This window comes from Crossiella sp. SN42, assembly GCF_023897065.1.
Classification (GTDB): domain Bacteria; phylum Actinomycetota; class Actinomycetes; order Mycobacteriales; family Pseudonocardiaceae; genus Crossiella.
Genome location: NZ_JAMHIV010000008.1, coordinates 182,822 through 207,158 on the forward strand (window position 1 = coordinate 182,822; position 24,337 = coordinate 207,158).

Genomic DNA, 24,337 nt, shown 5'->3' on the forward strand with positions numbered 1-24,337 from the left:
GGCTCAGCCCCGCCGGAACCCGTGCCACTCAGCGGGTCGCGGACCAGTAGATGGCGTTCGCGACCTGGCTGTACAGCCCCTTCGGGTGCGCCCGGAACATCGGCTCGGTGCCGAAGAGCACCACCCGCGCGCCGGACTCGTCCGTGCCCGAGACCACCGCGGCCTGGCCACCTGCCGCCTTCGGGCCGCCGGAACCGTCCTCATTGGACGTCCAGTGCCCGGAGGCGAGCGGGTTCCCGTTGCCGTAGCGCTGTTCCACGGTCACCCCGGCGCCGATCTCGGTGAACCACTGCGGCGAGTAGACGAAGGAGTTCGGCAGCGCCTCCGCGCCCACCACCCCGGCCGCGTTGTTGGTCACCGTGACCACGCCGTTGGCATCGCCCTTGCCCTGCACCGGCTTCACCGGCAGCAGCCCGGCCTGGGTGTTGAACGCGCTGCCGGTGGCGCCGCGGGTGACCACGCCACCGCGGGCCAGGAACGCCTGCAACGCGGTCTTCGCGGCCGGGTTGAGGCCGGTGAAGGACAGGCCGGAGGAGGCGAAGAGCACGTCCACCCGGCTGAGGTCAAAACCGTTGTTGAGCACCGTGGTGGACACCGGCCGCACGTCGAAGCCCATGTCCCGCAACGCGAACAGCTCGTCAGGGCCGACCGCGGCCGCGATGGTGAGCCTGCGCAGCGGGCTGCCCGGCTCGCCGGTGGCGGCCAGGCCGAAGCGCACGCCGTAGCGGTCGGCGACCTGGATGGCGTCCACCCGGGCCGAGGCGGGCACGACGATCGAGCCGTCCGCGCGGCGGCGCAGCTCGATGCCCCGGCCGAGCAGGTCGTTGACCGCGCTGGCGTCCTTGCCGTCGCGCACGGTCAGCGTGAGGTCCTTGCCCGGCGCGGCGTCCACGCCACCGGTCGGCGACGCCGCGGTCACCGGCTTGCCCTGCACCCGCAGGTCGCCGGAGACGGCCACGTCCACCGAGGCGCCCCAGAGCAGGCGGTGGCTCCAGCCGGAGATGTCGTACATCAGCGGCGCCCGCTCGGAGACGTCCCCGCCCTGCTCCAGCATCACGTTGGCCAGCGCCCGCTTCGGCTGGTGCATGTCCACCACGTACGAGCCCGCCGGGTAGGTCCGGCCGTTGAGCGAGAACGCCCGCTCCGCCCTGGTCACCCGCACGTCGTGCGCGACCAGGTGGTCCACCAGCCGGGCCGCGGCCGCGCCGGAGCGCTGGGTGGCACCGGCCGGGATGACGTAGGCGCGCGGGAACTTGGTGCTGTAGCGGTCTTCCGGGCCGAAGCCGGGCACGAAGCCGTCCGGGATGGGCCGCAGCGCCTCACCGGCCGCGCCGCGGCGGAAGACCTCGATCTGGTTGGAGATCATGTCCGCGCGGTTGGCCGAGACGTAGTCCAGGGTGCTGCGGATGGTCGACTCCACCACGTCGGTGTTGACCGCGGCCCGCCTGCGCAGCTCGCTCACCGGCAGGCTCTGGTACGCGCCCCGGTTGACCTGCAACGGAACCTCGATGGTGTAAGCCACCGCGCCGTGGAACATGGCGTACTGCGCGGTGAACACCGGCGCCCAGCCGTCCCACTCGCCGACCGGGTAGTCCCGGAACGGGATCTGCACGTCCTGCGCCTCGGCGTGGCCGAGCGCCTTGACGCCCTGCTCCATCTTCAGGCCGTTGGCGTAGCCGTGCTTGATGTAGAGGTCGAAGTCGTAGTTCTGGCCGTGCGGCGGGCCGGTCGGCTCGATCAGGGTGCCGCCGACGTAGCCGTGCTCGTCCAGCATGGCCACCGGCTGGGTGCGGATCGCCAGGTCCCGCATCACCCGGCCCTCCGGCTGGGAGGAGGTGACGAAGTCGCGGTTGAGGTCGAAGTTGTTCGCGTTCGCCCTGACCCCGCTCACCCGGCCGTCCGGGTTGGCCGAGACGTTGAAGTACACCCGGTGCTGCCGCAGCAGCTCCAGCGCCTTGCGGTCGCTGGTGGTGGCCAGGTAGTCGATCATGCGCAGCGCGCCGTCGGTGCCCTCGTACTCGTCACCGTGAATATTCGCGTTGATCCACACCGGCGCTTTGTACTCCCGGCGCAGCCGGTTGTCCTTGGCCGCCGAGCGCGGGTCGTCCTCGATCTCCGCGCGCCAGGCGTCCTGCTGCCTGGTCTCCTGCGGGCGCTCCGGCGCGGTCAGGGTGACCAGGTACAGGTCCCGCCCGAGACCCGACTGGCCGACCACCTCCACCGACACCCGGTCGCTGCGCTGCTGGATCTCGTTCAGCTTGGGCGCGATCGAGTGGTACGGGGCGAGACCGAGCTTGATCGAGGAGTCGCTGGGCTCCTCCGGGAACACCCGCAGCTGGGTCTGCCTGGGATAACCATCCTTCTTGGTGACCTTGTTCGCCCCGTGGGCGCGCAGGCCGCTGCGCCCGGTCGGGGTGTCGGTGGCCGCGATCTCGTTGCGGTCGGGGCCGTTGGCCGGGTCCTCGCCCTTGGTCACCCGCTCCGGCTGCGCGGGGGCGGCACTGGCCACCGGCGTCCCCAGCAGCGCGGTGCCCGCGGTGAGCACCGCGGCGGCCACCACCGTCAGGCGGTGTCTTCTACGGCGTGTCAGCACGTGCTTGCCTCCCCAGATCCGGATGTCGGGTCGTGCTTAGTCGCTGGCCGATCACCTGGTCAAGAGGTCGAACGGCCCTGCGTGCCCGGGGTCTCGTAGGCTTGTCCGCGTGCTCGTGCTCGCCCTGGACACCGCCACCCCCGCCATCACCGCGGGGATCGTCGCGCTGGCGGACTCCGGTCCGCGGCTGCTCGCCGAGCGGGTGACCCTCGACCCGAGAGCGGCCGGTGAGCTGCTCACCCCGCAGGTGCACCAGGTCGCGGAGGCGGCCGGGATCGCGCTGGCCGAGCTGGCCGCGATCGTCACCGGCGCCGGTCCTGGCCCGTTCACCAGCCTGCGCGCGGGCATGGTCACCGCGGCCGCGTTCGGGCACGCCTTGGACAAGCCGGTGCACCCGGTCTCCACCCTGGACGCGATCGCCGCCGGTACCAGCCACGACGCGGGTCTGCTCGTGGTCACCGACGCCCGCCGCCGCGAGGTGTACTGGTCGGCCTACGACGCGGCCGGGCGCAACGTCACCGGCCCCCGGGTGGACCGCCCGGACGCGGTGGCCGAGCTGCTCACCGGCGAGCTCGCCGGGCTGGGCATCACCCAGGTCGCCGGGCACGTGGCCGCCCAGCACGCCGAGCTGTTCGGCCTGGCCGTGCTGGACGCGGCGTACCCGACCCCGGTGGGCCTGGTGCGCGCCGCGGAATCCGCGCTCGGCGGCGAGCCCGCGCCGCTCACCCCGCTCTACCTGCGCCGCCCGGACGCGGTGGAACCCGCGGGCCGCAAGCGGGTGAGCCCGGCATGACCGTCCACATCGGACCGTTGCGCCGCGAGGACCTCAAGCGCTGCGCGGAGCTGGAGGCGGAGCTCTTCGCCGGGGACGACCCCTGGTCCGAGCCCGCCTTCGCCGCCGAGATCGACGCCGGGCACCACTACGTCGGCGCCTACGCCGAGGGTGAGCTGATCGGCTACGCCGGGATCGCGCTGCTGGTCGGCCCGCCGCAGGCCGAGGCCGAGGTGCACACCATCGCGGTGCACCCGGACTGGCAGGGCAACGGCATCGGCAAGGCGCTGCTGCTGGACCTGCTGGCGCACGTGGGTCAGGTCAACGCCACCGTGTTCCTGGAAGTGCGCACCGACAACGAACCGGCCATCGCGCTCTACGAACGGCAGGGCTTCGAGAAGCTCGGCGTGCGCAAGCGCTACTACCAGCCCTCCGGCGCGGACGCCTTCACCATGCGCCGGGTGCCCACCGCGGAAAGCAGAACAGCATGATCGTCCTCGGCATCGAGACCTCCTGCGACGAGACCGGCGTCGGCATCGTCCGCCGCGGTCCGGACGGCCACCTGGAGCTGCTGGCCGACGAGGTCGCCTCCAGCGTCGAGGAGCACGCCCGCTTCGGCGGCGTGGTGCCCGAGATCGCCAGCCGGGCACACCTGCAGGCCATGGTGCCCACCATGCGCAGGGCGCTGGACGCGGCGAAGCTGTCACTGTCCGATGTGGACGCCGTCGCGGTCACCGCGGGGCCGGGGCTGGCGGGCGCGCTGCTGGTCGGGGTGTCGGCGGCCAAGGCCTACGCCAGCGCGGCGGGCAAGCCGCTCTACGGGGTCAACCACCTGGCCGGGCACGTGGCCGCGGACACCCTGGAGCACGGCCCGCTGCCCAGTCGCTGCCTGGCGCTGCTGGTCTCCGGCGGGCACAGTCAGCTGCTGCTGGTGGACGACCTGGTCAGCAAGATCACCGAGATCGGCGCCACCATCGACGACGCCGCGGGCGAGGCCTACGACAAGGTGGCCAGGGTGCTCGACCTGCCCTACCCCGGCGGCCCGCCCATCGACAAGCTGGCCAGGCAGGGCAACCCGAAGGCCATCGACTTCCCGCGTGGCCTGACCGGCCCGAGGGACGCGCGGCACATGTTCTCCTTCTCCGGCCTCAAGACCGCGGTGGCCCGCTGGGTCGAGCAGCGGGAGCGCGCGGGCGAGCCGATCCCGGTGGCCGATGTCGCGGCCAGCTTCCAGGAGGCGGTCGCGGACGTGCTCACCATGAAGGCGGTGCGCGCGGCCACCGAGCTGGGCGTGGGCACGCTGGTGATCTCCGGCGGGGTGGCGGCCAACTCGCGGCTCAAGGAGCTGGCGGCCGAGCGCTGCGCGGCGGCCGGGATCGAGCTGCGGGTGCCCAGGCCGAGGCTGTGCACCGACAACGGCGCGATGATCGCCGCGCTGGGCGCGCACGTGGTGGCCGCGGGCGCGGACCCCTCGCCGCTGACGCTGTCCGCGGACCCCTCGCTACCGCTGGTCTACGGCGGCTGAGCCGAACCGCTTGGCCGCCTGGTGCTGGTGGCCGAGCCTGCGCAGCGCGGCGAAGAGGGCGTCGCCGAGCACGGTGCCGACCACCGCGGTCTCCACCACCGCCTCCGGGTTGTCCAGGCCGGCCAGCTGGTCCACATCGGCCTCGGCCACCTCGTCGGCCAGCCGCACGTAGCGTTCCAGGTCCGCCAGCAGCCGTTCCTGGCCCAGCTCGCGGAAGGTGCCGAGCAGCCCGGCGGCGGCGCGCCCGGCCGGGTCCGCCGGGTCGATGGTCCAGCCGCGTTCGGCGGCCGCGGCGCGCAGCCGTTCGTAGGCCCAGTCCGCGTCCGGGGCGGTGGCATGGGTCAGGCCGTACTGGGCGGCGCCCAGGGTGTCGAACAGCCCGGCCCCGCTGTCCAGCGACTCCACCACCCTGCGCACCTCGGCCACCGAGCAGCCGCCGGTCTCGATCAGCGCCCGGACCAGCTTGAGCCGCCGGACGTGCGCCTCGGTGTACTGGGCCTGGTTGGGGCTGGTCCGCTCGCCGGGCGGCAGCAGCTGTTCGCGCAGGTAGAACTTGATCGTCCCGACCGGGACGCCCGACTCGGCGCTCAGCTCCGCCATCCGCATGCGGGTCAACCTACTTGTGCGAGCCACATGGATACCGTAGCTTTCCAAAGTAGAAAGCGCTGCTATCCATATGGAGGAGCCATGGCGGGCTGGCATCGACCTCTGCTGGTGTGCTCGGCCGCGATGGCGGCGCTCGCGCTGGTCTCGCTGGCCGGGGTGGTTCTTGACGAGCGGACCGTGCTCGGCGCGCCGCTGTGGCTCAAGCCGTTCAAGTTCGCGGTGTCCAACGCGCTCTACGGCCTGACCTGGGCCTGGCTGGCCTCGCTGCTCGGAAGCGGCGCGCACCGCTGGGCCAACGCGGCGGCGGCGATCATGGTGCTGGACTTCGTGATCATCCTGGTCCAGGCGCTGCGCGGGCGGCCAAGCCACTTCAACCTGGCCACTCCACTGGACACCGCGCTCTACGTGGTGATGGGCGTGGCGGTGGTGGTGCTGTGGGTGGGCACGGCCGTGCTGACCCTGCGGGTGCTGCGGCTGCCGATCGCCGACGCCGGACAGCGCTGGGCGCTGCGGCTGGGCACCGGCATCTCGCTGCTCGGCCTGGCCCTCGGCGGCCTGATGACCGTGCCGAGGGCGAGCCAGCCCCTACCCGGTCCGGTGGCAGGCGCGCACAGCGTCGGCGTGCCCGACGGCGGCCCCGGCCTGCCGCTCACCGGCTGGAGCACCACCGGCGGCGACCTGCGCGTCCCGCACTTCGTCGGCATGCACGCGCTCCAGGCGCTGCCGCTGTTCCTGCTGCTGCTCACCGCGCTCCAGGTGCCCGCGCTGCTGCGCGCCCGGCTGGTGGTGGTGGCCGGGACCGGTTACCTCAGCCTGGTCGCGCTGGTCACCTGGCAGGCGTTGCGCGGCCAGCCGCTGCTGCGCCCGGACGCGCTGACCCTGGCCGCGCTGGGAGTGCTGCTGCTCGGGGTGCTCGCGGGCGCGGTCAGGGCCGCAGCGACCAGCCGTCCAGGACCTCGGCCAGCAGCCAGTTCCCGCCCAGCGCCAGCGAGCCCAGCGCCACCAGCCCGAACACGCTGACCCAGAAGATCCCCGGCAGCCCGGTGAGCCGGGCCAGCTGGTCCGCGTCGGAGTCCCTGGCCCGGCCCCGCCGCCGCTTGCGCTGGAGCTCCGGCACCGGCCGCACCCCGCCGATCAGCAGGAACCAGGTGACCAGGTAGGCGAACCCGGCCTGCACCGCGCTGTCGGCCAGCACCGACACCGCCACCAGCGCGCCGCCGGTGACCAGCAGCAGCACCGCGCCGTAGACGTTGCGCACCATGATCAGCACCAGCAGCAGCAACGCGGTGCACACCCACAGCAGCAGCGTGATCATCCCGGTGCCGAGCAGCGCGGCCAGCCCGAGACCGAGCAGCGAGGGCGCGATGTACCCGGCCAGGACGGTGAGGACCATGCCCGGCCCGGTCGGCTTGCCCCGGGAGGTGGTGAGCCCGGAGGTGTCGGAGTGCAGCCGGATCCCGCTCAGCCGCCGCCCGACCAGCACCGCGATCAGCCCGTGGCCCGCCTCGTGCACGATGGTCACCACGTTGCGGGCCAGCCGCCACGGCCCGTTGGCCAGCACGACGATCAGCGCGACCAGCGCCGTCGTCAGCACGACCCACTGCGGCGGCGCCGGTTGCACACTGATCAGCCGTTCCCAGAAGTCCACGCCCCACTGCTACCAGACGGGGGTGAAGATCCCCTCTCAGGCCCGGTGCAGCCCGGGTTCCCGGTCCTGCACCAGGAAGCTGGCCGCGGTCTCGGCGGGCGCGTCCGGCTTGGTCACGTACGGCAGGGTGCGGAAGTCCGCGCGCAGCTCGCTCGCGGTGAACTTGGTCCGCACGTACCCGCGCCGGTTCTTGTGGAACTTCACGTGCGGGTTCTCCGCGAGCACCGCCGCGTTCGGGTCGTCGTTGCCGTCCCGGCCGCTGGTGATCGAGGTGGTGACCAGCTCGACGCCCACGGTCTTGGAGGTCGGGTCGCCGTAGCCGGCCTTGATGTCGGCCGCCCAGTGCCGGTGCACGTCGCCGGTGAGCACCACCGCGTTGCGGGTCTGTCCAAGCCCGGCGGCGATCTTGTCCCGGTTCACCTTGTAGCCGTCCCAGGCGTCCATGTTGAAGCCCTCGGGGGTGCCGGGGGTGAGGTCGATCTGGGCGAAGAAGACCTGCTGGCCGAGCACGTTCCAGCGGGCGCGGGAGCGGTGCAGGCCGTCCAGCAGCCAGCGCTCCTGGTCCGCGCCGGTGATCGAGCGAGTGGGATCCAGCCTGGCCTCGCACCCGGCCTTCACCCCGTCGCCGCAGGCCTGGTCGCTGCGGTACTGGCGGGTGTCGAGCATGTGGAAGTCGGCCAGCCCGCCCCAGCGGATCCGCCGGTACAGCTGGAGGTCGATGCCGTTGGGCTTGGCCGTCCGGCGCAGCGGCATGTTCTCGTAGTACGCCTGGAACGCCGCGGCCCGCCGCGCCAGGAAGGCCGGGTCCGGCTGCTCGGGAACCTCGTCCGCCCAGTTGTTCTCAGTTTCGTGATCATCCCAAATGACGGCCCAAGGCGCGGTGGCGTGCGCGAGCTGGAGGTCGGGGTCGGTCTTGTACTGGGCGTGCCGCAGCCGGTAGTTCGCCAGCGTCCGGGTCTCCGGGCCGAGCACCTTGCGCACCTCGTTGGCACCGGCGGCGTACTCGTACTGGTAGTCGCCCAGGTGCAGGATCAGGTCCGGGTGGTCCTCGGCGAGGCGGCGGTAGGCGGTGAAGTAGCCCTGGCCGTAGTGCGAGCAGGAGGCGAAGCACATGGTCAGCTCGGTGCGCAGCACCTCGGGGCCGGGCGCGGTGCGGGTGCGGCCGGCCGGGGAGAGCTCACCGCCGGTGCGGAAGCGGTAGAAGTACTCGCGACCGGCGCGCAGCCCGCCGACCTCCACGTGCACGGTGTGCGCGGACTCCGGCCGGGCGTGCGCCACCCCGCGCCGGGCGATCCGGCGGAACCGCTCGTCCTCGGCCACCTCCCAGTGCACCGGCACCACCCGGTCCGGCATGCCGCCGAGGCCGTCCTCGTTCAGCGGGGACACCGCAAGGCGGGTCCACAGCACCACGCCATCCGGGGTCGGGTCCCCGGAGGCGACGCCGAGGGTGAACGGGTCGACGAGCTTGCGGGAGGGGGCGGCGACCGCGGGCAGGGCGGTGGACAGGGCCAGGGTGGCCGCGCCGCCGAGCAGGGCGGAGCGTCGGGACACGCGCATGGTGGGGCCTCCATGGTTCGGGAACACCCCGATCCCATGTCCGGGCGCGTGACGCGCACCAGCCACCATTGGTTGCCACCTCGGCACGGCGCGGTGAACTTCCCGGAACTCCGGGCCTACGGTTGAGGTATGAGCTGGCTGGACGACCGGCTGAGCCGGGCCGAGCGGGACGGGGCCAGCGCCGTGCAGTGGAACGAGCTGGGGATGGCGCTGGCCGACCAGCGGCGCTGGCAGCGTGCGGAGGACTGCTTCCGCCAGGCCATCGCCGCCGGTGGCGAGCACGCGCACTACAACCTGGGCAACGTGCTCCGCCAGCGCTACCTGCCCGCCAGGGACCGCACGCTGCTCGAACAGGCCGTGCACAGCTACCGCAAGGCCGTGGTGGCCGGCTGCCTGGACGCGCACCAGGCCCTGGGCATGGCCCTGGTCGAGCTGGGCGAGTACACCGAGGAGGCCCGCGAGCAGCTCGGCATCGCCGCCCGGCTGGGCGAGCGCTGGGCGGTGATGGGCCAGGCCCAGCTGGCCGAGGCCGACGGCGACCCGGCCGAGCAGGAGCGGCTGCTGCGCGACCTGCTCACCGACGCCGACCCGGTGCTGGCCGACTGCGCCCGCGCCGAGCTGGGCATCGTGCTGCGCTTCGAGCAGCGGGCCGCCGAGGCGGAGACCCTGCTCGCCGAGGGCGCGGAGCGCGGCCAGCGGCACTCCGCCTACCAGTACGCGCTGCTGCTGGATGAGGACCCGCACGCCGCGGCCAGGGCCGAGCCCGCCTTCCGCCGGGCGGTCGAGCTGGGCGAGCAGCAGGCCCTGCTCAAGCTCGGCAGGCTGCTGCGCCGCAACCACCGGTCCCGGGCCGCGGTCGAGGTCTTCGCCGCGGCGGTCGCGGCCGGGCTGCCCGAGGCGCACGCCCAGCTCGCCCGCGCCCACCGCGACCTGGGCGAACGCCAGGAGATGTTCGCCGCCCTGGACCTGGGCATGGCCCTCGGCGACGCGGAGGCCTTCTTCGAGGCGGCCGAGATCGCCGAGCTGGAGGACCGGCGGGCCGAGGCCGAGCAGATCCTGTGGCGGGCGCTGGCCGAGCTGACCGACCCCGGCGACCTGGCCATGGCCAGGGTGCAGCTGGCCGATGAGTTCTTCGACGCCGGGCGCGCGGCCGAGGGCGTCGAGCTGCTGCGGGCCGGGGTGGCCGCGGGGGAGAGCGAGGCGGTCAACTCCCTCGGCAACTACTACAGCGAGCACCTCGGCGACCCGGCCTCGGCCGAGGCGGTCTACCGGGCCGCCGTGGCCGCTGGCGACGATCTGGCCCGGTACAACCTGGCGCACCTGCTCTGGGCGGAGGGCAGGCTGGCCGAGGCCGAGTCCGAACTGCTGGGTCTGGTCACGGCGGGCGAGCCGGGTGCGTATCGTGACCTCGCGGAACTCGCCACGGCCAGGGGGCAGGCGAGCGAGGCTGAGAGATACCGCTCACTCGTTCCGAGGGGCCGTCGTTGAGCGTTGGCACTCGCAGGGGTAGAGTGCCAATCGAACGGCGCTTCACCGCCCCGGCACCCGCGACGACGGGATGGTAGGAGCCGTAACTCAACTACCTGCCAACGCTTTCGAAGACCTACGGAGGTCAAACCGGTGAGCGTGAACATCAAGCCGCTCGAGGACAAGATCCTCGTCCAGGCGAGCGAGGCCGAGACGACGACCGCGTCCGGCATCGTCATCCCGGACACCGCCAAGGAGAAGCCCCAGGAGGGCTCCGTCCTGGCCGTTGGGCCGGGTCGTGTGGACGACAAGGGCAACCGCGTCCCGGTGGACGTGAACGTCGGCGACGTTGTCATCTACTCCAAGTACGGTGGCACCGAGGTCAAGTACAACGGCGAGGAGTACCTGATCCTCTCCGCCCGCGACGTGCTGGCCGTCATCCAGAAGTGACGACCTGCTGCTGAGCACCTGATCCGCCCCGGCGGCCCCTCCGGGGGTCACGGGGCGGTTCTACGTGCAGGGCAAGAGAAGGAGAAGGGAAGAGATGGCTAAGCACATCAGCTTCGACGAGCAGGCTCGCCGCGCGCTCGAGCGTGGGGTGAACCAGCTGGCCGACGCGGTCAAGGTCACCCTTGGCCCGCGCGGCAGGCACGTCGTGCTGGACAAGAAGTTCGGCGGGCCCACCGTCACCAACGACGGTGTGACCATCGCGCGGGAGATCGAGCTGCCCGACGCCTTCGAGAACCTGGGCGCGCAGCTGGCCAAGACCGTGGCCACCAAGACCAACGACGTGGCAGGCGACGGCACCACCACCGCCACCGTGCTGGCCCAGGCCATGGTCCGGGTCGGCCTGCGCAACGTGGCCGCCGGCGCCAACCCGGCCTCGCTGGGCAAGGGCATCCAGGCGGCCTCCGACGCCGTGGTGGAGGCGCTCAAGGCGCGCGCCACCCCGGTCAAGGGCCGCGACAACATCGCCCAGGTCGGCACCGTCGCCTCCCGCGACGAGTCGATCGGCGCGCTGCTCGGCGAGGCCATCGAGCGGGTGGGCGAAGACGGTGTGATCACCGTCGAGGAGTCCTCCAGCCTGGCCACCGAGCTGGACGTGACCGAGGGCGTGCAGTTCGACAAGGGCTACATCTCCGCCTACTTCGCCACCGACCAGGAGGCGCAGGAGGCCGTGCTGGAGGACGCCTACGTCCTGCTGCACAAGGACAAGATCTCCGCCCTGGCCGACCTGCTGCCGGTGCTGGAGAAGACCGCGGAGGCCGGCAAGCCGCTGCTGATCATCGCCGAGGACGTCGAGGGCGAGGCCCTGTCCACCCTGGTGGTCAACTCGCTGCGCAAGACGCTGCGGGTCACCGCGGTCAAGGCGCCGTACTTCGGCGACCGCCGCAAGGCGTTCCTGGACGACCTCGCCGCCGTCCTGGGCGGCCAGGTGGTGGCGCCCGAGGTCGGGCTCAAGCTCTCCGAGGTCGGTCTGGAGGTGCTCGGCAAGGTTCGCCGCGTCGTGGTCACCAAGGACACCACCACCATCGTCGACGGCGGTGGCGACCGGGCCGGTGTGGACGCTCGCATCGAGCAGATCCGCCGGGAGATCGAGGCCACCGACTCCGACTGGGACCGCGAGAAGCTCCAGGAGCGGCTGGCCAAGCTCTCCGGCGGCATCGCGGTGATCAAGGTCGGCGCGGCCACCGAGACCGAGCTCAAGGAGCGCAAGCACCGCATCGAGGACGCGGTCGCCGCCACCAAGGCCGCGGTCGAGGAGGGCATCGTGCCCGGCGGCGGTTCCGCCCTGGTGCACGCGGCCAAGGAGCTCGACGGCAACCTGGGCCTGACCGGCGACGAGGCCACCGGTGTGGCCATCGTGCGCGAGGCGCTCAACGCGCCGCTGTTCTGGATCGCGGCCAACGGCGGGCTGGAAGGCTCGGTCGTGGTGCACAAGGTCAAGGACTCGGAGTGGGGCCAGGGCTTCAACGCGGCCACCCTCACCTACGGCGACCTGATCGCCGACGGTGTGGTCGACCCGGTCAAGGTCACCCGCTCCGCGGTGGCCAACGCCGCCTCGATCGCCCGGATGGTGCTCACCACCGAGGCCTCCGTGGTGGAGAAGAAGGACGACGAGCCCGCGGGCTCCGGGCACGGCCACGGTCACGGGCACGGCCACTGACCTTGGCCTGGTAACGAAGCGCGCGTGACGAACGACAAGGGCGGCACCTCCCGGATCCGGGGGTGTCGCCCTAAGTCGTCAGAAGGGGTTGTGCGGTGGCTGCGCTGCGTATGGCGGCGGACTCCGGCGGGTTCAGGCCGGAGCTGGGGTCAGGGCCAGCTTGCGCCGGCGGTTGCTGATGATCGACTCTCGTTCGGACTCCGACATCCCGCCCCAGATGCCATACGGCTCCTGGACGGCGAGAGCGTGCCGACGACACTGGGCGAGCACTGGGCACGCCTCGCACACCGCTTTGGCCTTGGCCTCGCGCCGTGCCCTTGCTGGTCCCCGCTCACCGTCGGGGTGGAAGAAGAACGCACTGTCCATACCGCGGCAGGAGCCGCGCAACTGCCAGTCCCACAGGTCCGCGTTCGGGCCGGGGAGTCGCCGGGTGTCAGCCATCGCGACCACCTTCTTGCCGGAGTTGATGTGTCGTCGTGCCGTGGGGTGCCCGGATCTAACCTTGATCAACCGTAGAACCGCGCCAAAACTTGTTCAATCGCTAGGCTCGTCAGACCTAGTTCAACGCCGGGTGATCAAAATGGCTTGTCAGCGGCCTGCACCACCTGACTCAGGTTGCCGACCGGGTGACCCCGACCTGAACATGAACACGTGACGAGATCGACAGGTCCGGGTATACCCCGGCCGACGCGGCGACATCCCGCGTCGTCGGCGCTCGTCCCGAGAACTGGCGACGAGGAGTCCTCACTCCGGTTGACCGTGGCCGCGATGGCCGGCCTGCTCGGTGTCGCCCCGGCCACTCTGCGCACCTGGGACCGCCGCTACGGCCTCGGCCCCAGCGACCACACCACCGGGCGGCACCGCCGCTACGGCCCGGCCGACATCGCCCGGCTGGAGCGGATGCACCGCGCGCTGCTGCGCGGGGCCGCCCCGGCCGAGGCCGCCCGCTACGCCCGCAGCTCCACCGAGGACACCGACGCCACGGCCGAACCGCCGCGCAGGCCCGCGCACCGGATCGGCCGCGGCCTGCGGCTGCCGGGCGCCGGGCGCCGGGCCCGCGGCCTGGGCCGGGCACTGCTGGCCATGGACGCCCCAGCGGCCCAGGCGGTGCTCGCCGAGGCCATCGCCGAGGACGGGGTGGCCGCGGCCTGGGACCAGCTGGCCGGCCCGGTGCTGGCCGCGCTGGCCGAACGCGACCTGGCCCCGGTCAGCCACCTGGCCGCGCAGTGCGTGCGCGCCGCACTGGCCACCGCCGAGGTCGGCGCGCCACTGCCCGCCTCGGACAACCCGGTGCTGCTCTTCGCCGCCGACCCGGCCGCGCTGCCACCCAGGGTGCTGGCCACCGCGCTCGCCCTGCGGGGCATCCCGGCCACCGTGCTGCTGGCCGCCCTCCCGGCCGAGGCGCTGGCCGCGCTGGTCCGCCGACTGTCTCCGGCCGCGATCCTGTTCTGGGCCGCCGACCCCGGCCAGGCCGAGCCGAGGTTCTTCCACCGGGTCAAGGGCCGGGTGCCGATGTTCGCCTGCGGACCGGGCTGGGCGGAGGCCGAGCTGCCCGAGCGGATCCGCCGGGCAGGCGCCCTCGCCGAGACCGCGGCTCGTCTGGAAGCGTCCCTGGGGTGAACCTGGACCGGGTGCGGGCGGCGGCCTTCGGCGACCGCCCGGCCGAGAACGTCTTCGCCGAGGCCGCCACGACCGGCTGGGCCGCCTGGTACGCCGCGGTCGCCCTGGGCGGCCAGGGCCACTACGCCGCCGCCCTGACCACCCTCACCCGCCTGGGCCGCGGCCCGGAGGCGGTGCTGTCCGCCGCGGCCTGGACCGCGCTGGCCTCGCACCGCAGACAGCTGGGCGCGCACACCGCGGCCGCGGGCTATGACGGAGAGGCCCTGCGCAGGCTCGCCCAAGCGGGGCTGTACCCCTTGCCGCCCGCCACCGCGCCGCTGACCGCCACCGAGTCGCCCGCCGCCGCGCCGTTGATCGCAGCCTCGCCCGCCACCGTCGCGCCGCGGACCGCCGGGCCGTCCGCCACCGCGCGGCCCGCCACCCCGCCCGACGCGCCCCCGCCCTCTCCCGAGCCCCTCCGCGCCATCGTCGTCGACGTCCTGCTGGGCCTGGCCGCTGACGCGATCGGCCGCGGTCGCCTCACTGCCGCCGCCCGGTTGCACGCCGAAGCGGTTTTGACTCTCGGAAGTGACCCCTCCTGGCGTCCCCGGGTCCGCCTCGGCTGGGTCGAGGCCGAGATCGCGCTCGCCCAAGGTCATCCGCACCGGGCCCTACCAGCGAGTAAACGAGCATGTGAGGTAGCTCACACCACGTCTTCGGTGCGTCATCAAACCAAGTCAGAGCTGGTCCTGGGCGTGACGGAGCAGGTCCTCGGGTTACCCACCGGAGTGGATTTTCTACGCAGTGTGATCAAAAATGCCAGTCAGCACGGCCTGTGGCCGCTCGTCTGGCCGTCAGCGTTACTGCTGTCGGAGGCTGAACCCGATCGGGTCGGATATCACCGGAATGGCGCTCGCGACGCTCTGACCACGGTGTTAGGCCGTACCGACGCGTCCGGACGGCGGTTGGCCGCCCGATCTGCGTGGTTACCCTCGTGGTTGCTCCGTTCTAGTGAACCGGGGGATGCGGCCAGCCGGATGAATTTCTTGACGGATTAAGCACCAGATCGTGTCAAGGTTCCGCCGTCAGCGTCCGATAGGGGAGTTGGAACGTCACTCAGCTGTAGGAAGGAGTCCCCGGTGACGACGGTCTTGATCTGTGATGACCGGCGAAGCGTCCGGGAGGGTCTCACTCGCGTGATGTCGGCCGTCCCTGGGGTCAGCCGCATCGACTGTGTCGGTCACGGCGACGAGCTGCTCGCGCGCTTCTCCCGGCAGGCGGTCGACGTCGTCCTGGTGGGAACCCAGCGCGCGGTGCCGACCGGGGTGGAGGCCACTCGGCGTCTCGTCTCGGCGCACCCGCAGGCCAACGTGATCGTCTTCGGCGCTCCGGACGACGCGGGCAGCATCGCCGCGGCCATCGCCGGCGGCGCCCGTGGGTACCTGCGCTGGGACGCCTCGCGGCCCGAGCTGGTCGCCGCGCTGGCGCACACCCTGGCGAGCACCTCGGTGCCCGCTCCCCGGCAGCCGTCCGACCCGGGCGTGCAGCTCACCGAGCGTGAGCTGCAGGTCCTGCGCGGCATGAGCCAGGGCAAGAGCAACGGCCAGATCGGTCGCGAGCTGTACCTGTCCGAGGACACGGTGAAGACGCACGCCCGGCGGCTGTTCCGCAAGCTCGGCGTCCGGGACCGCGCCCAGGCGGTCGCGCACGGTTTCCGCCGCGGCCTGGTCTCCTGACCACCACGGCCCACAATCTCGCTGACGAAGCAGGTAGCTCGGCGTATCGCCGGGCTACCTGCTGTCATGCTCAGACCCATTCGCACGAGGCCAGGACGCCTCAAGCTCCTGGTCTCGCTTTCCCCACGGTCTGCGCCCCGGCACTCTCTTCTCCGTATCCCGGCGGGTACGGTGAAGCCGACCGGGAGGGCGGGCCACGGTCGGTGAATCGTTTATGTCGGTCCGTCAGCGCGTAACACCAGGGCTACTCACCACGATGACCAACACGGGGGACGGACTGGACGCCGTCGTAGGCGCCGCGATCGGCGGCGACCGAGAGTCGATCGGCCGTCTGCTGGCGTCGATCCGTCCCTTGGTGGTGCGGTACTGCCGCGCCCGGGTAGGCAGGCAGGAACGTTCGTACGCTTCCGCGGACGACGTCGCCCAGGAGGTGTGTCTCGCCGTGCTGACGGCGTTGCCCAGCTACCGCGACCAGGGACGCCCGTTCCTGGCGTTTGTGTACGGCATTGCCGCGCACAAGGTGGCTGACGCGCATCGCAGCGCTGCCCGTAACCGGTCGGAACCGGTCCCCGAGGTGCCTGACGCCCCGGAGACCGAGGCCGGTCCGGAACAGCGGGCCATGCACGGTGAGCTGTCCGAGCGGATGGCACAGCTGTTGCGGGTGCTGCCCGCGAAGCAGCGGGAGATCCTGCTCCTCCGGGTCGTGGTGGGTCTGTCCGCCGAGGAGACCGCGGACGCGGTCGGCTCAACCCCGGGAGCGGTGCGGGTGGCCCAGCATCGGGCGCTCGCCAGGCTCCGCAAGACCTTGGCACCGGAGGAGGTGGTCTGAACATGGCCGAGCAGCACAACCAAGGTGACGTCGAACTGGCACGGCGGCGCGCCGGGGCACTGGCGCCCGAGGACCCGTTGACCACCGACCACGGCGAGGTCGACGGGCCGGTCGACCTGATGGCCGTCCGCGCGGACGACATGCTGCTGGACAGCCTGGCCGGCACGCACCACGACGCGAACCGCTCCCTCGGCGACCAGGAGCTCTCCGCCCTGCTGCTGTCCTGGCGGCGGGACGTGGACGCGGAGCCGATCGGCGAGCTGGTCGACATCGACACCGCGCTGGCCACCATCGAGGCCGCCAAGACGCAGAGCCGTCGGCGGCACCGTTTTCTCATTCCGCTGGCCACGGCCGCGGCGGTGCTCGCGATCGGGTTCACCGGGGTCGGGCTGGCCGCCCGCACCGCCGAACCCGGCGACACCCTCTGGGGACTGACCAGGGTGCTCTACGCCGACCACGCCCGGTCGGTGGAGGCCGCCGCCTCGGTGCGCGCGGACCTGGACATCGCCACCAACGCGTTGCGGCAGGGCAGGCCGGACATCGCCAAGGCCGCGCTGGAACGGGCCGCCGCCGCGCTGGCCGCGGTCGCGGCCGAGGACGGCAAGGACACCCTGGCCCAGCAGCACGAGTCGCTGAAGGAACAGGTCGGCGAGCCGCCGACGCCGGGCACCGGCAACCCGTCGGAGCAGCCGCCGCCGGTGGTCGTGCCGCCGCCGGCCACGACGACCTCCAAGTCGGACCCGCCCGCGCCGCCGCCGAGCACCACCACGACGCCGCCGTCGACCACGACCACGCCGCCGAGCACCACCACGACCACCCCGCCGTCGAGCACGACCACCTCGCCGTCGGAGTCGCCCAGCGGTGGCAACAGCAGCAGCGGTGGCCGCAGCACCGAGAACAACCCGCCGCCCCCGCCCCCTCCGCCGCCGGCCAGCCCGGCGCAGTCCGCGGAGAGCCCGGTGCTGACCGACCACAGCTGACGCCAGACCTCGGCACCCCCTGTTCGTCACTCGAACAGGGGGTGTTCGCGTTGTTGCCACCGGTACCCCGTCGGTCCACTGTGGAGCGATGCGCGGTCCGGCGGTCGAGTGGCGTGGTCTGTGGGGCGCGCTGGGCGTGCTCGCCGGGGTGTTCGGCATGCTGGTGCTGCCGCTGCTGGCCGATGCCACCGTGGCCGAACCAGCCGTGCTCGTGCGGGCCGGGGACGAGGCGCTGCTGCGCTCCGCCGACGGCGCCGGCTCCGCTCGGGTGGACCTGAGCCCGCTGGCCGGGTTCCGGCAGGCGGCCAGCCAGCCCCCGGACAGCGTCTCGGCCGCGCAGGGCGGGGCGAGCTGCACTGTGGAGCTGAAGACCGGGGTGGTGGACCCGGCGGTGACCTTCGCCCGGATCGGGCGGCTGTACGCGTTGCAGGGACGGCCGGTCACGCCGGTCGGGGAGCTGCGCACGGCGAACGGGCTGACCGGACTGGCCGGTGAGTTCGACGGCGGCACGCTGGTGCTGCTCGGCGGGCCGGGGCCGGTGGTCACCGTCTCGGCGCGGGGGCTGTCCGCGCCGGTGCTGCGGGGGCTGCTGGACGGCGTGGTGGTCCAGCCGTGACGATCACCTCGCCGGTGGCCCCGCGCGCGGGCTGGGCCACGCTGCTGCGCCGCCCGATGTTCTGGGCCTACCTGGTCCTGCTGGTATTCGGCCTGCGCTCGTTCGCCAGTGGCGATCTCTACGCGGCGCGCGCGACCCCGGTCGCGGCGGTCACTGCGGTGCTGGCGCAGTGCCTGCTGGTGGTGGTGTTCACCGTGCTGATCCGGCGGCTGGACCTGTTCGAGAAGGAACCGCCGGTGCTGCTGGCGCTGGCCTTCCTGTGGGGCGCGTTCATCGCGCCCGCGGTGGCTGCCCCGGCCAACGGCGCGCTGCTCAGCCTGGCGGGCAAGACCGGTGGCGCGGCCTTCGCCGCGGACTGGGGCGCGGCGCTGGCCGGGCCGCTGTCGGAGGAGTGGCTCAAGGGGCTCGGCGTGGTGGCCGTGCTGGTGATCGTGCGCGAGCACCTGCACCGGTCGCTGGACGGGCTGGTCTACGGCGCGATGATCGGCCTGGGGTTTGAGGCGCTGGAGAACTTCGGCTACGCGGTCAACGCCGCGCTCACCGACGTCAACGACGACTTCTCCGCCGCGCTGGGCAGCTCGGTGTCCCGGCTGCTGTTCGGGGTCGGCGCGCACGTGATCTTCACCGGCATCGCCGGGTTCGGCCTCGGCTACGCGCGCACCGCCACCGACCGCTCGTCCGGCCACCGCGCGCTGGTCGCGGCGGCCTCGGTGCTGACCGGGTACGGCCTGCACGTGCTGTGGAACTCCCCGCTGCTCGGGCAGCTGGGCGTGCTCGGCGCGCTGGCCAAGTACGCGGTGCTGGTGCTGCTGTTCACCCTGGTCTACCGGTACACCGCGCGGCGGGAGTTCGCCTGGTTCGCGGCCACCGTGCGCGAGGAGGACCCGGAGATCATCACGCCGCCGGAGGTGGCCGCGCTGCGCACCGGCCGGGTCAGGCGGCAGGCTCGCAAGCTGGCCCGGCACACCTACGGACCCCTTGGCGCGCAACGGATGCGCCGACTCCAGGACGCGCAGCTGGCGCTGGCCATCGCGCTGGAGAACAGTGTCGACCACGAGCTGGACCCGGCCGTCGACCGGGCCCGGCACGACGTACGGCATGCTCGTCTCGCCCTGGAGCAGCGAGGAGCCTGATGAGTCCCTTCCTCACCGGTATGGACACCGCCCGGCGCCCTACCGGTCCCTGGCTCGCCCTTGTCGTGGTGGCCTTGGCGATGCTGCTGGTCGGCGGCGCGGGCGGCCTGGCGGCCAACCTGCTGCTGACCGGATCGGTCACGCCGCAGACCGGGAACCTGCGCGGTCAGGTGGCCATGCTGGTCGGCGGGTTCGCGCCGGTGGCACTGGTGCTGTGGCTGTGGATCCGGTTCAAGGAGCGGCGGCCGTTCGCCAGCGCGGGCTTCACCACCTCGCCGCGCGGGCTGGCGCTCGGCGCGCTGGCGGCCTTCCTGGTCTTCGGCGGGATCGTGCTGGTGACTGTCCTCAGTGGACACATGTCGTTCACCGGCGGGCCGAACTGGTCGCTGCTGCCCGGTGCGCTGCTGGCCCTTGCCGCGTATGCGATCCAGGGCTCCACCGAGGAGCTGCTGTGCCGGGGTTTCCTGCTCCAGGCGCTGACCAGGCGGTGGGGCGTGCTGGCCGCGGTGCTGGTGCAGGCCGCGCTGTTCGCCGCGCTGCACACCGGCAACGTGGGCGGTCTCCAGGTGCTCGCGGTGCTGAACCTGCTGCTGTACGGGCTGTTCACCGCGGGCTGGGCGATCGCCGAGGGCGGGCTGTGGGGCGTGTGCGGGTTCCACCTGATGTGGAACTGGGTGCAGGGCAACGTCTTCGGCGCCTCGGTCTCCGGCACCGAGGTCAGCACCGCGCTGCTGACCCTGCGCGGCGGCGAGCCCAGCATCGTCAACGGCGCGGCCTTCGGCCTGGAGGCCAGCGTGGTGACCACGGTCGCGCTGGCCCTGGGCTGCGCGCTGGTGTTCGCCCCGGCCAGGCGGGCGATCCGTGGTTAACCCGCGCAGGCTGGTGTACCGCCTCGGCGAGTTGGTGCTGATCCTGCTCGGCCTGGCCGCGGTGCTGGGCGAGGCGGTCAGCCTGTCCAGCGTGCTGCTGCTCGGGGGGTGGAACCTGGTCGCCTTCGGCTACGTGCTGCTGCGCTGGCGCCGGGTCCGCCGGGCCCGGTTCGGCATGGACGAGCGGGCCGACGGCTCACCGGCCTGGCTGAGCACGGTGGCCGGGCGCAGGCTGGGTTTTGTGGCCACCGTGCTGGCCAGCCTGGTCGGCGTGCTCTCCGGGCTGATGATCGTGCTGTACGAGCGGTTCGGCGCGGACGGCGACTCCACCTACCTGATCAAGCTGATCGGCGCGCCCACCATCATCTTCGCCTGGCTGATGCTGCACTTCGGCTTCGCCGAGCGGTACGCGCACCTGCACTACGAGCTGTGCGGCGGGCAGGGCCTCGGTTTCCCCGACGAGCCGGAGCCGAACCTGGCCGACTTCGCCTACTTCGCCTTCACCATCGGCACCTCGTTCGCGGTCTCCGATGTGACCGTGCGGCGCCGCGAGCTGCGCTACGCGGTGCTGGTGCACAGCACGATGTCCTTCCTGTACAACACCGCCCTGCTGGGCATCGCGATCGGCGTGCTGACCGGGCGATAGGGCAGTGCTGCCGCCCCAAGGTGCCGGGGCCGGGGCAGGTACCCGGATTTTCCGTTTTCGCTGGCTAACTTCCGCTCCGCTGAAGTGGTCGAAGACGGGAGCGACGGGATGCGATATCGGAGCTGGGCGGCGCTGGCGCTGGCCCTGTTAGTGGGCGGAATCGGGCTGGTGCTGGCGAATCCGGCGCTGGCGGTGCCGGTGCGCGGGCAGACCGGCTGGTCGGTGCTGCTGTGCAAGTTCAAGGACAAGCCGCAGGAGCCGCAGAACCAGCAGTTCTTCCGCGACTTCCTGACCCAGGACGGCGCGGGCCAGGGCGGCCTGGCCGACTACTTCGCCGACCAGTCCCGCGGCCGGGTGACCTTGCACGGCTCGGTGGTGCGCGGCTGGTACACGATGCCGTTCACCCTGGAGCAGCAGCGGCCGAAGACCCGCTGGGACCGGATCCAGGACTGCGTGAACACCGCGGCGAGCAACGGCTACACCGTGCCCGGCGGGCACCGGATCGTCGCCATCCTCAACGACTGGGTGGACTCCGGCGCGGCGGGCGGCCGGGTGCTGCTGGACCCGGGCGCGTGGAACGTCGGCTTCGCCGCGCACGAGATGCTGCACGGCTACGGCCTGGGCCACTCCTTCTCCGACGACCCGACCTACCGCAACGTGGAGTGGGCGCAGATCGGCGAGTACGACAACCCGTGGGACATCCAGTCCGCGATGAACATCCACACCTTCCAGACCGCGCGCTTCGGCACCAGCGCGGTCGGGCTCAACGGCTACTTCCGGGACAAGCTCGGCTGGCTGCCCAGGGACCGGGTGTTCACCCTCGGCGCGGACGGCGTGCGCACCCGCACCATCACCCTCTCCGCGCTGGAAACCCCTGGCACGGCGGGCACCCAGCTGCTGCGCATCCCGTTCGACGCCAACGACCCGTACCGCTACTACACGGTGGAGTTCCGCAAGAAGACCGGCTGGAGCGCGGGCATCCCGGCGGACATCGTCATGCTGAACGAGGTGCGCGAGGGCACGCCGTACCTGCTGCGCACCAGGGGCGGTGACCGGCACCCGGTGCAGTCCCTGGACGCCAACGGGGTGTCCGTGCGGATCAACGGCATCAGCGGCGACACCGCCTCGGTCACGGTGAGCACGAACACCGTGCAGGGCGCCACCTACGGCCCCAACGCCTGCACGAGCGGCTGGGTGTGGCGGGACGGCGACCAGCACGACTACGTGTGCGTCACCGGCGCGGTCCGGCAGCAGGCGGCTGCGGACAACAACGCCACCCACGGCCGCTGGTACCACGGCCCCTACGGCCCGCACACCTGCGTGCAGGGCTACGTGTGGCGGGAGGCCTGGCCAGGTGACGACGTGTGCGTGACCCCGGCGAACCGGCAGCAGGCATGGAACGACAACGCGGCCGGCCCGGGCCGGATCGCGCGGCCCTGACCTGGACGGGGCAGGTTCCACTGTGGACGGTGCCCGTGACTGCGCACCGTGACGGCGTGGTCATGTTCTGTGGTGGCCCGTGGGTTCACCGGATGGGATGACGCCGTGAGCTGGCTAACGCTCGCCCTCGGTGTGAGTTACGCCATCCGCGTAGCCCCGGCAGTACTCCCAGCTGACGTAGCTGGCCGGGTCCGGGTCGTAGGCGGGCTCGTGCGGGCGCATCCGGCCGTCGTCGAGCAGCTGCTGGAGACTGGAGCGCAGCAGCTCCCAGTCGTGGTAGTGCGGCTCCCGGCAGTCGCCGCAGTCCACGACGATGCCACGGAGCCCACGCGGCTCCAGAAGTGCCTGGTAGACGGCCAGGTCGGCCAGGTCGGCGAGCAGGTCGGCGCGCTCGTCCTCGCCGAGGGGCTCGGCCGTTTCCTCCTCTGCCTCGCCCAGCACCAGGGCCGGGTCCTCCGGGTCCCCGGCGAAGGGATCGGGCGGCAACGCGTTGTGCGGCACGTGGGGCACGGTACCTGGCTTGCGGCCGGAGGTGTTGCCGCCGGTCGGCCGGTTAGCATGTGGTCACCCGTTCCGCTGGCTCCACCTGGCCGGCGGGAACCACCGTGTGACCGGCGCACCAGGAAGGCCGACACCAGTCATGACCAGCGAGCTCACCGCTCACGGCATCCCGCCGAAGTTCGCCATGCTCGGCCTGACCTTCGACGACGTCCTCCTCTTGCCTGCCGAGTCCGATGTCGTGCCCGGCGCGGTCGACACCTCCAGCCGGGTCTCCCGCAACATCACCCTGCGGGTGCCGGTGGTCTCCTCGGCCATGGACACCGTCACCGAGGCCCGGATGGCCATCTCCATGGCCCGCCAGGGCGGTATCGGCGTGTTGCACCGCAACCTCTCCGTCGACGAGCAGGCCGCGCAGGCCGAGGTGGTCAAGCGCTCCGAGGCCGGCATGGTCACCGACCCGGTCACCTGCTCCCCGGACGACACGCTGGCCGAGGTGGACGAGCGCTGCCGCCGGTTCCGCATCTCCGGCCTGCCGGTCACCGACGCGCAGGGCCGCCTGGTCGGCATCATCACCAACCGGGACATGCGCTTCGAGGTCGACCACTCCCGCCCGGTGCGTGAGGTGATGACCCAGATGCCGCTGGTCACCGCGCACGTCGGCGTGTCGGCCGAGGCCGCGCTGGGGCTGCTGCGGCGGCACAAGGTGGAGAAGCTGCCGATCATCGACGGCGACGGCAAGCTGCGCGGCCTGATCACGGTCAAGGACTTCGTCAAGACCGACCAGTACCCGCTGGCCACCAAGGACCCGGACGGCCGCCTGGTGGTCGGCGCCGCGGTCGGGGTCGGCGATGACGCCTACCGCAGGGCGATGGCCCTGGTGGACGCGGGCGTGGACGCGATCGTGGTGGACTCCGCGCACGCGCACTCGCGCAACGTGCTGGACATGGTGGCCAAGCTCAAGCAGGAGCTGGGCGAGTCCACCGACATCATCGGCGGCAACGTGGCCACCCGGGCCGGCGCGCAGGCGCTGGTGGACGCGGGCGCGGACGGCGTGAAGGTCGGCGTCGGCCCCGGCTCCATCTGCACCACCCGCGTGGTGGCGGGCGTGGGCGCGCCGCAGATCACCGCGATCTACGAGGCCTCGCTGGCCTGCGCCCCGGCCGGGGTGCCGGTCATCGGCGACGGCGGCATCCAGTACTCCGGCGACATCGCCAAGGCCATCGCGGCCGGCGCCAGCACGGTCATGCTGGGCAGCCTGCTGGCCGGCACCGCGGAGGCGCCCGGCGAGCTGATCCTGCACAACGGCAAGCAGTACAAGACCTACCGCGGCATGGGCTCGCTGGGCGCGATGCAGTCCCGTGGCCAGGCCAAGTCCTACTCCAAGGACCGCTACTTCCAGGACGACGTGCTCAGCGAGGACAAGCTGGTGCCGGAGGGCATCGAGGGCCGGATCCCGTTCCGCGGCCCGCTGTCCAACGTGGTGCACCAGCTGGTCGGCGGCCTGCGCTCGGGCATGGGCTACGCCGGTGCGGCCACCATCACGCAGCTGCAGCAGGCCCAGCTGGTCCGGATCACCGCGGCCGGGCTCAAGGAGAGCCACCCGCACGACATCACGATGACCGTGGAAGCGCCGAACTACACCACCCGGTAACC

At 72.4% G+C, this 24,337-nt stretch carries 24 protein-coding genes; 18 read left to right on the forward strand and 6 right to left on the reverse strand.

The window, feature by feature from the left end; genetic code table 11:
* Nucleotides 1-28: 28 nt before the first annotated feature.
* A complete protein-coding gene (locus M8C13_RS12100) occupies nt 29-2,593 on the reverse strand; it encodes a M14 family zinc carboxypeptidase (protein WP_252480613.1) in 2,565 nt (854 codons plus the stop codon).
* Between the two features lie 109 nt (nt 2,594-2,702).
* Between M8C13_RS12100 and tsaB the strand changes: the two genes are divergently transcribed.
* The 3 genes from tsaB to tsaD are packed head-to-tail and all read left to right on the forward strand — an operon-like array spanning nt 2,703 to nt 4,890.
* Nucleotides 2,703-3,386: a tRNA (adenosine(37)-N6)-threonylcarbamoyltransferase complex dimerization subunit type 1 TsaB gene (gene tsaB / locus M8C13_RS12105; RefSeq protein WP_252480614.1), complete on the forward strand. Its 684-nt coding sequence runs from the start codon at nt 2,703-2,705 to the stop codon at nt 3,384-3,386.
* Nucleotides 3,383-3,856 (forward strand): ribosomal protein S18-alanine N-acetyltransferase, encoded by a 474-nt coding sequence (rimI, locus tag M8C13_RS12110; RefSeq protein WP_252480615.1) that lies wholly within the window; start codon nt 3,383-3,385, stop codon nt 3,854-3,856. Before tsaB ends, rimI begins: the two co-directional genes overlap by 4 nt.
* A complete protein-coding gene (tsaD, locus tag M8C13_RS12115; RefSeq protein WP_252480616.1) occupies nt 3,853-4,890 on the forward strand; it encodes a tRNA (adenosine(37)-N6)-threonylcarbamoyltransferase complex transferase subunit TsaD in 1,038 nt (345 codons plus the stop codon). Before rimI ends, tsaD begins: the two co-directional genes overlap by 4 nt.
* On the opposite strand, the gene M8C13_RS12120 is transcribed toward tsaD, so the two are convergent.
* On the reverse strand, nt 4,867-5,496 hold the full coding sequence (locus M8C13_RS12120) for a MerR family transcriptional regulator (protein ID WP_252480617.1): 630 nt from the start codon (nt 5,494-5,496) through the stop codon (nt 4,867-4,869). The genes tsaD and M8C13_RS12120 overlap by 24 nt on opposite strands.
* Before the next feature lie 81 nt (nt 5,497-5,577).
* On the opposite strand from M8C13_RS12120, the gene M8C13_RS12125 reads away from it, so the two are divergent.
* Nucleotides 5,578-6,516, forward strand: coding sequence for a hypothetical protein (locus tag M8C13_RS12125; RefSeq protein WP_252480618.1), 939 nt, complete (start codon nt 5,578-5,580; stop codon nt 6,514-6,516).
* Here M8C13_RS12125 and M8C13_RS12130 read toward each other — a convergent pair.
* Nucleotides 6,422-7,144 (reverse strand): M50 family metallopeptidase, encoded by a 723-nt coding sequence (locus M8C13_RS12130; protein ID WP_374213059.1) that lies wholly within the window; start codon nt 7,142-7,144, stop codon nt 6,422-6,424. The two genes, M8C13_RS12125 and M8C13_RS12130, sit on opposite strands and share 95 nt — an antisense overlap.
* Nucleotides 7,145-7,180: 36 nt before the next feature.
* Nucleotides 7,181-8,701, reverse strand: coding sequence for an alkaline phosphatase (locus M8C13_RS12135; protein ID WP_252480619.1), 1,521 nt, complete (start codon nt 8,699-8,701; stop codon nt 7,181-7,183).
* A gap of 129 nt (nt 8,702-8,830) precedes the next feature.
* On the opposite strand from M8C13_RS12135, the gene M8C13_RS12140 reads away from it, so the two are divergent.
* The 3 genes from M8C13_RS12140 to groL all read left to right on the forward strand — a co-directional run bounded on the left by M8C13_RS12140 (nt 8,831) and on the right by groL (nt 12,335).
* Complete coding sequence (locus M8C13_RS12140) at nt 8,831-10,189, forward strand: tetratricopeptide repeat protein (protein WP_252480620.1); 1,359 nt, start codon at nt 8,831-8,833, stop codon at nt 10,187-10,189.
* 132 nt (nt 10,190-10,321) lie between these two features.
* A complete protein-coding gene (groES, locus tag M8C13_RS12145) occupies nt 10,322-10,618 on the forward strand; it encodes a co-chaperone GroES (protein ID WP_185000304.1) in 297 nt (98 codons plus the stop codon).
* A gap of 94 nt (nt 10,619-10,712) precedes the next feature.
* Nucleotides 10,713-12,335: a chaperonin GroEL gene (gene groL, locus M8C13_RS12150; RefSeq protein ID WP_252480621.1), complete on the forward strand. Its 1,623-nt coding sequence runs from the start codon at nt 10,713-10,715 to the stop codon at nt 12,333-12,335.
* 132 nt (nt 12,336-12,467) lie between these two features.
* On the opposite strand, the gene M8C13_RS12155 is transcribed toward groL, so the two are convergent.
* On the reverse strand, nt 12,468-12,776 hold the full coding sequence (locus M8C13_RS12155; protein ID WP_256508920.1) for a WhiB family transcriptional regulator: 309 nt from the start codon (nt 12,774-12,776) through the stop codon (nt 12,468-12,470).
* Between the two features lie 327 nt (nt 12,777-13,103).
* Here M8C13_RS12155 and M8C13_RS12160 point away from each other — a divergent pair, with 327 nt between their 5' ends.
* The 10 genes from M8C13_RS12160 to M8C13_RS12205 all read left to right on the forward strand — a co-directional run bounded on the left by M8C13_RS12160 (nt 13,104) and on the right by M8C13_RS12205 (nt 22,183).
* Nucleotides 13,104-13,955 carry a MerR family transcriptional regulator gene (locus tag M8C13_RS12160; RefSeq protein WP_252480622.1) on the forward strand — a complete coding sequence of 284 codons (852 nt, stop codon included), beginning with the start codon at nt 13,104-13,106 and terminating at the stop codon, nt 13,953-13,955.
* The gene (locus tag M8C13_RS12165; RefSeq protein WP_252480623.1) at nt 13,952-14,992 is read left to right on the forward strand and encodes a hypothetical protein; all 1,041 of its coding nucleotides are present in this window, start codon (nt 13,952-13,954) and stop codon (nt 14,990-14,992) included. The genes M8C13_RS12160 and M8C13_RS12165 overlap by 4 nt, the downstream gene beginning before the upstream one ends.
* A gap of 81 nt (nt 14,993-15,073) precedes the next feature.
* Complete coding sequence (locus tag M8C13_RS12170) at nt 15,074-15,670, forward strand: response regulator transcription factor (RefSeq protein ID WP_086781717.1); 597 nt, start codon at nt 15,074-15,076, stop codon at nt 15,668-15,670.
* Between the two features lie 256 nt (nt 15,671-15,926).
* The gene (locus M8C13_RS12175) at nt 15,927-16,499 is read left to right on the forward strand and encodes a sigma-70 family RNA polymerase sigma factor (protein WP_185000298.1); all 573 of its coding nucleotides are present in this window, start codon (nt 15,927-15,929) and stop codon (nt 16,497-16,499) included.
* A 2-nt stretch (nt 16,500-16,501) separates the two neighbouring features.
* A complete protein-coding gene (locus M8C13_RS12180) occupies nt 16,502-17,479 on the forward strand; it encodes an anti-sigma-D factor RsdA (protein ID WP_252480624.1) in 978 nt (325 codons plus the stop codon).
* A gap of 88 nt (nt 17,480-17,567) precedes the next feature.
* On the forward strand, nt 17,568-18,095 hold the full coding sequence (locus M8C13_RS12185; protein WP_252480625.1) for a hypothetical protein: 528 nt from the start codon (nt 17,568-17,570) through the stop codon (nt 18,093-18,095).
* Nucleotides 18,092-19,228 carry a PrsW family intramembrane metalloprotease gene (locus M8C13_RS12190; RefSeq protein WP_252480626.1) on the forward strand — a complete coding sequence of 379 codons (1,137 nt, stop codon included), beginning with the start codon at nt 18,092-18,094 and terminating at the stop codon, nt 19,226-19,228. Before M8C13_RS12185 ends, M8C13_RS12190 begins: the two co-directional genes overlap by 4 nt.
* Entirely contained in the window at nt 19,228-20,097 is an 870-nt protein-coding gene (locus M8C13_RS12195) for a CPBP family intramembrane glutamic endopeptidase (protein WP_252480627.1), read from the forward strand. Before M8C13_RS12190 ends, M8C13_RS12195 begins: the two co-directional genes overlap by 1 nt.
* A complete protein-coding gene (locus M8C13_RS12200) occupies nt 20,090-20,743 on the forward strand; it encodes a DUF1345 domain-containing protein (protein ID WP_252480628.1) in 654 nt (217 codons plus the stop codon). Before M8C13_RS12195 ends, M8C13_RS12200 begins: the two co-directional genes overlap by 8 nt.
* A 108-nt stretch (nt 20,744-20,851) precedes the next feature.
* Nucleotides 20,852-22,183 carry a hypothetical protein gene (locus M8C13_RS12205; protein WP_252480629.1) on the forward strand — a complete coding sequence of 444 codons (1,332 nt, stop codon included), beginning with the start codon at nt 20,852-20,854 and terminating at the stop codon, nt 22,181-22,183.
* Between the two features lie 114 nt (nt 22,184-22,297).
* Here the strand turns inward: M8C13_RS12205 and M8C13_RS12210 are convergent, their stop codons facing one another.
* Nucleotides 22,298-22,684, reverse strand: coding sequence for a DUF5319 family protein (locus tag M8C13_RS12210; protein ID WP_247755625.1), 387 nt, complete (start codon nt 22,682-22,684; stop codon nt 22,298-22,300).
* A gap of 139 nt (nt 22,685-22,823) precedes the next feature.
* Here M8C13_RS12210 and guaB point away from each other — a divergent pair, with 139 nt between their 5' ends.
* A complete protein-coding gene (gene guaB, locus M8C13_RS12215) occupies nt 22,824-24,335 on the forward strand; it encodes an IMP dehydrogenase (RefSeq protein ID WP_252480631.1) in 1,512 nt (503 codons plus the stop codon).
* Nucleotides 24,336-24,337: the final 2 nt, after the last annotated feature.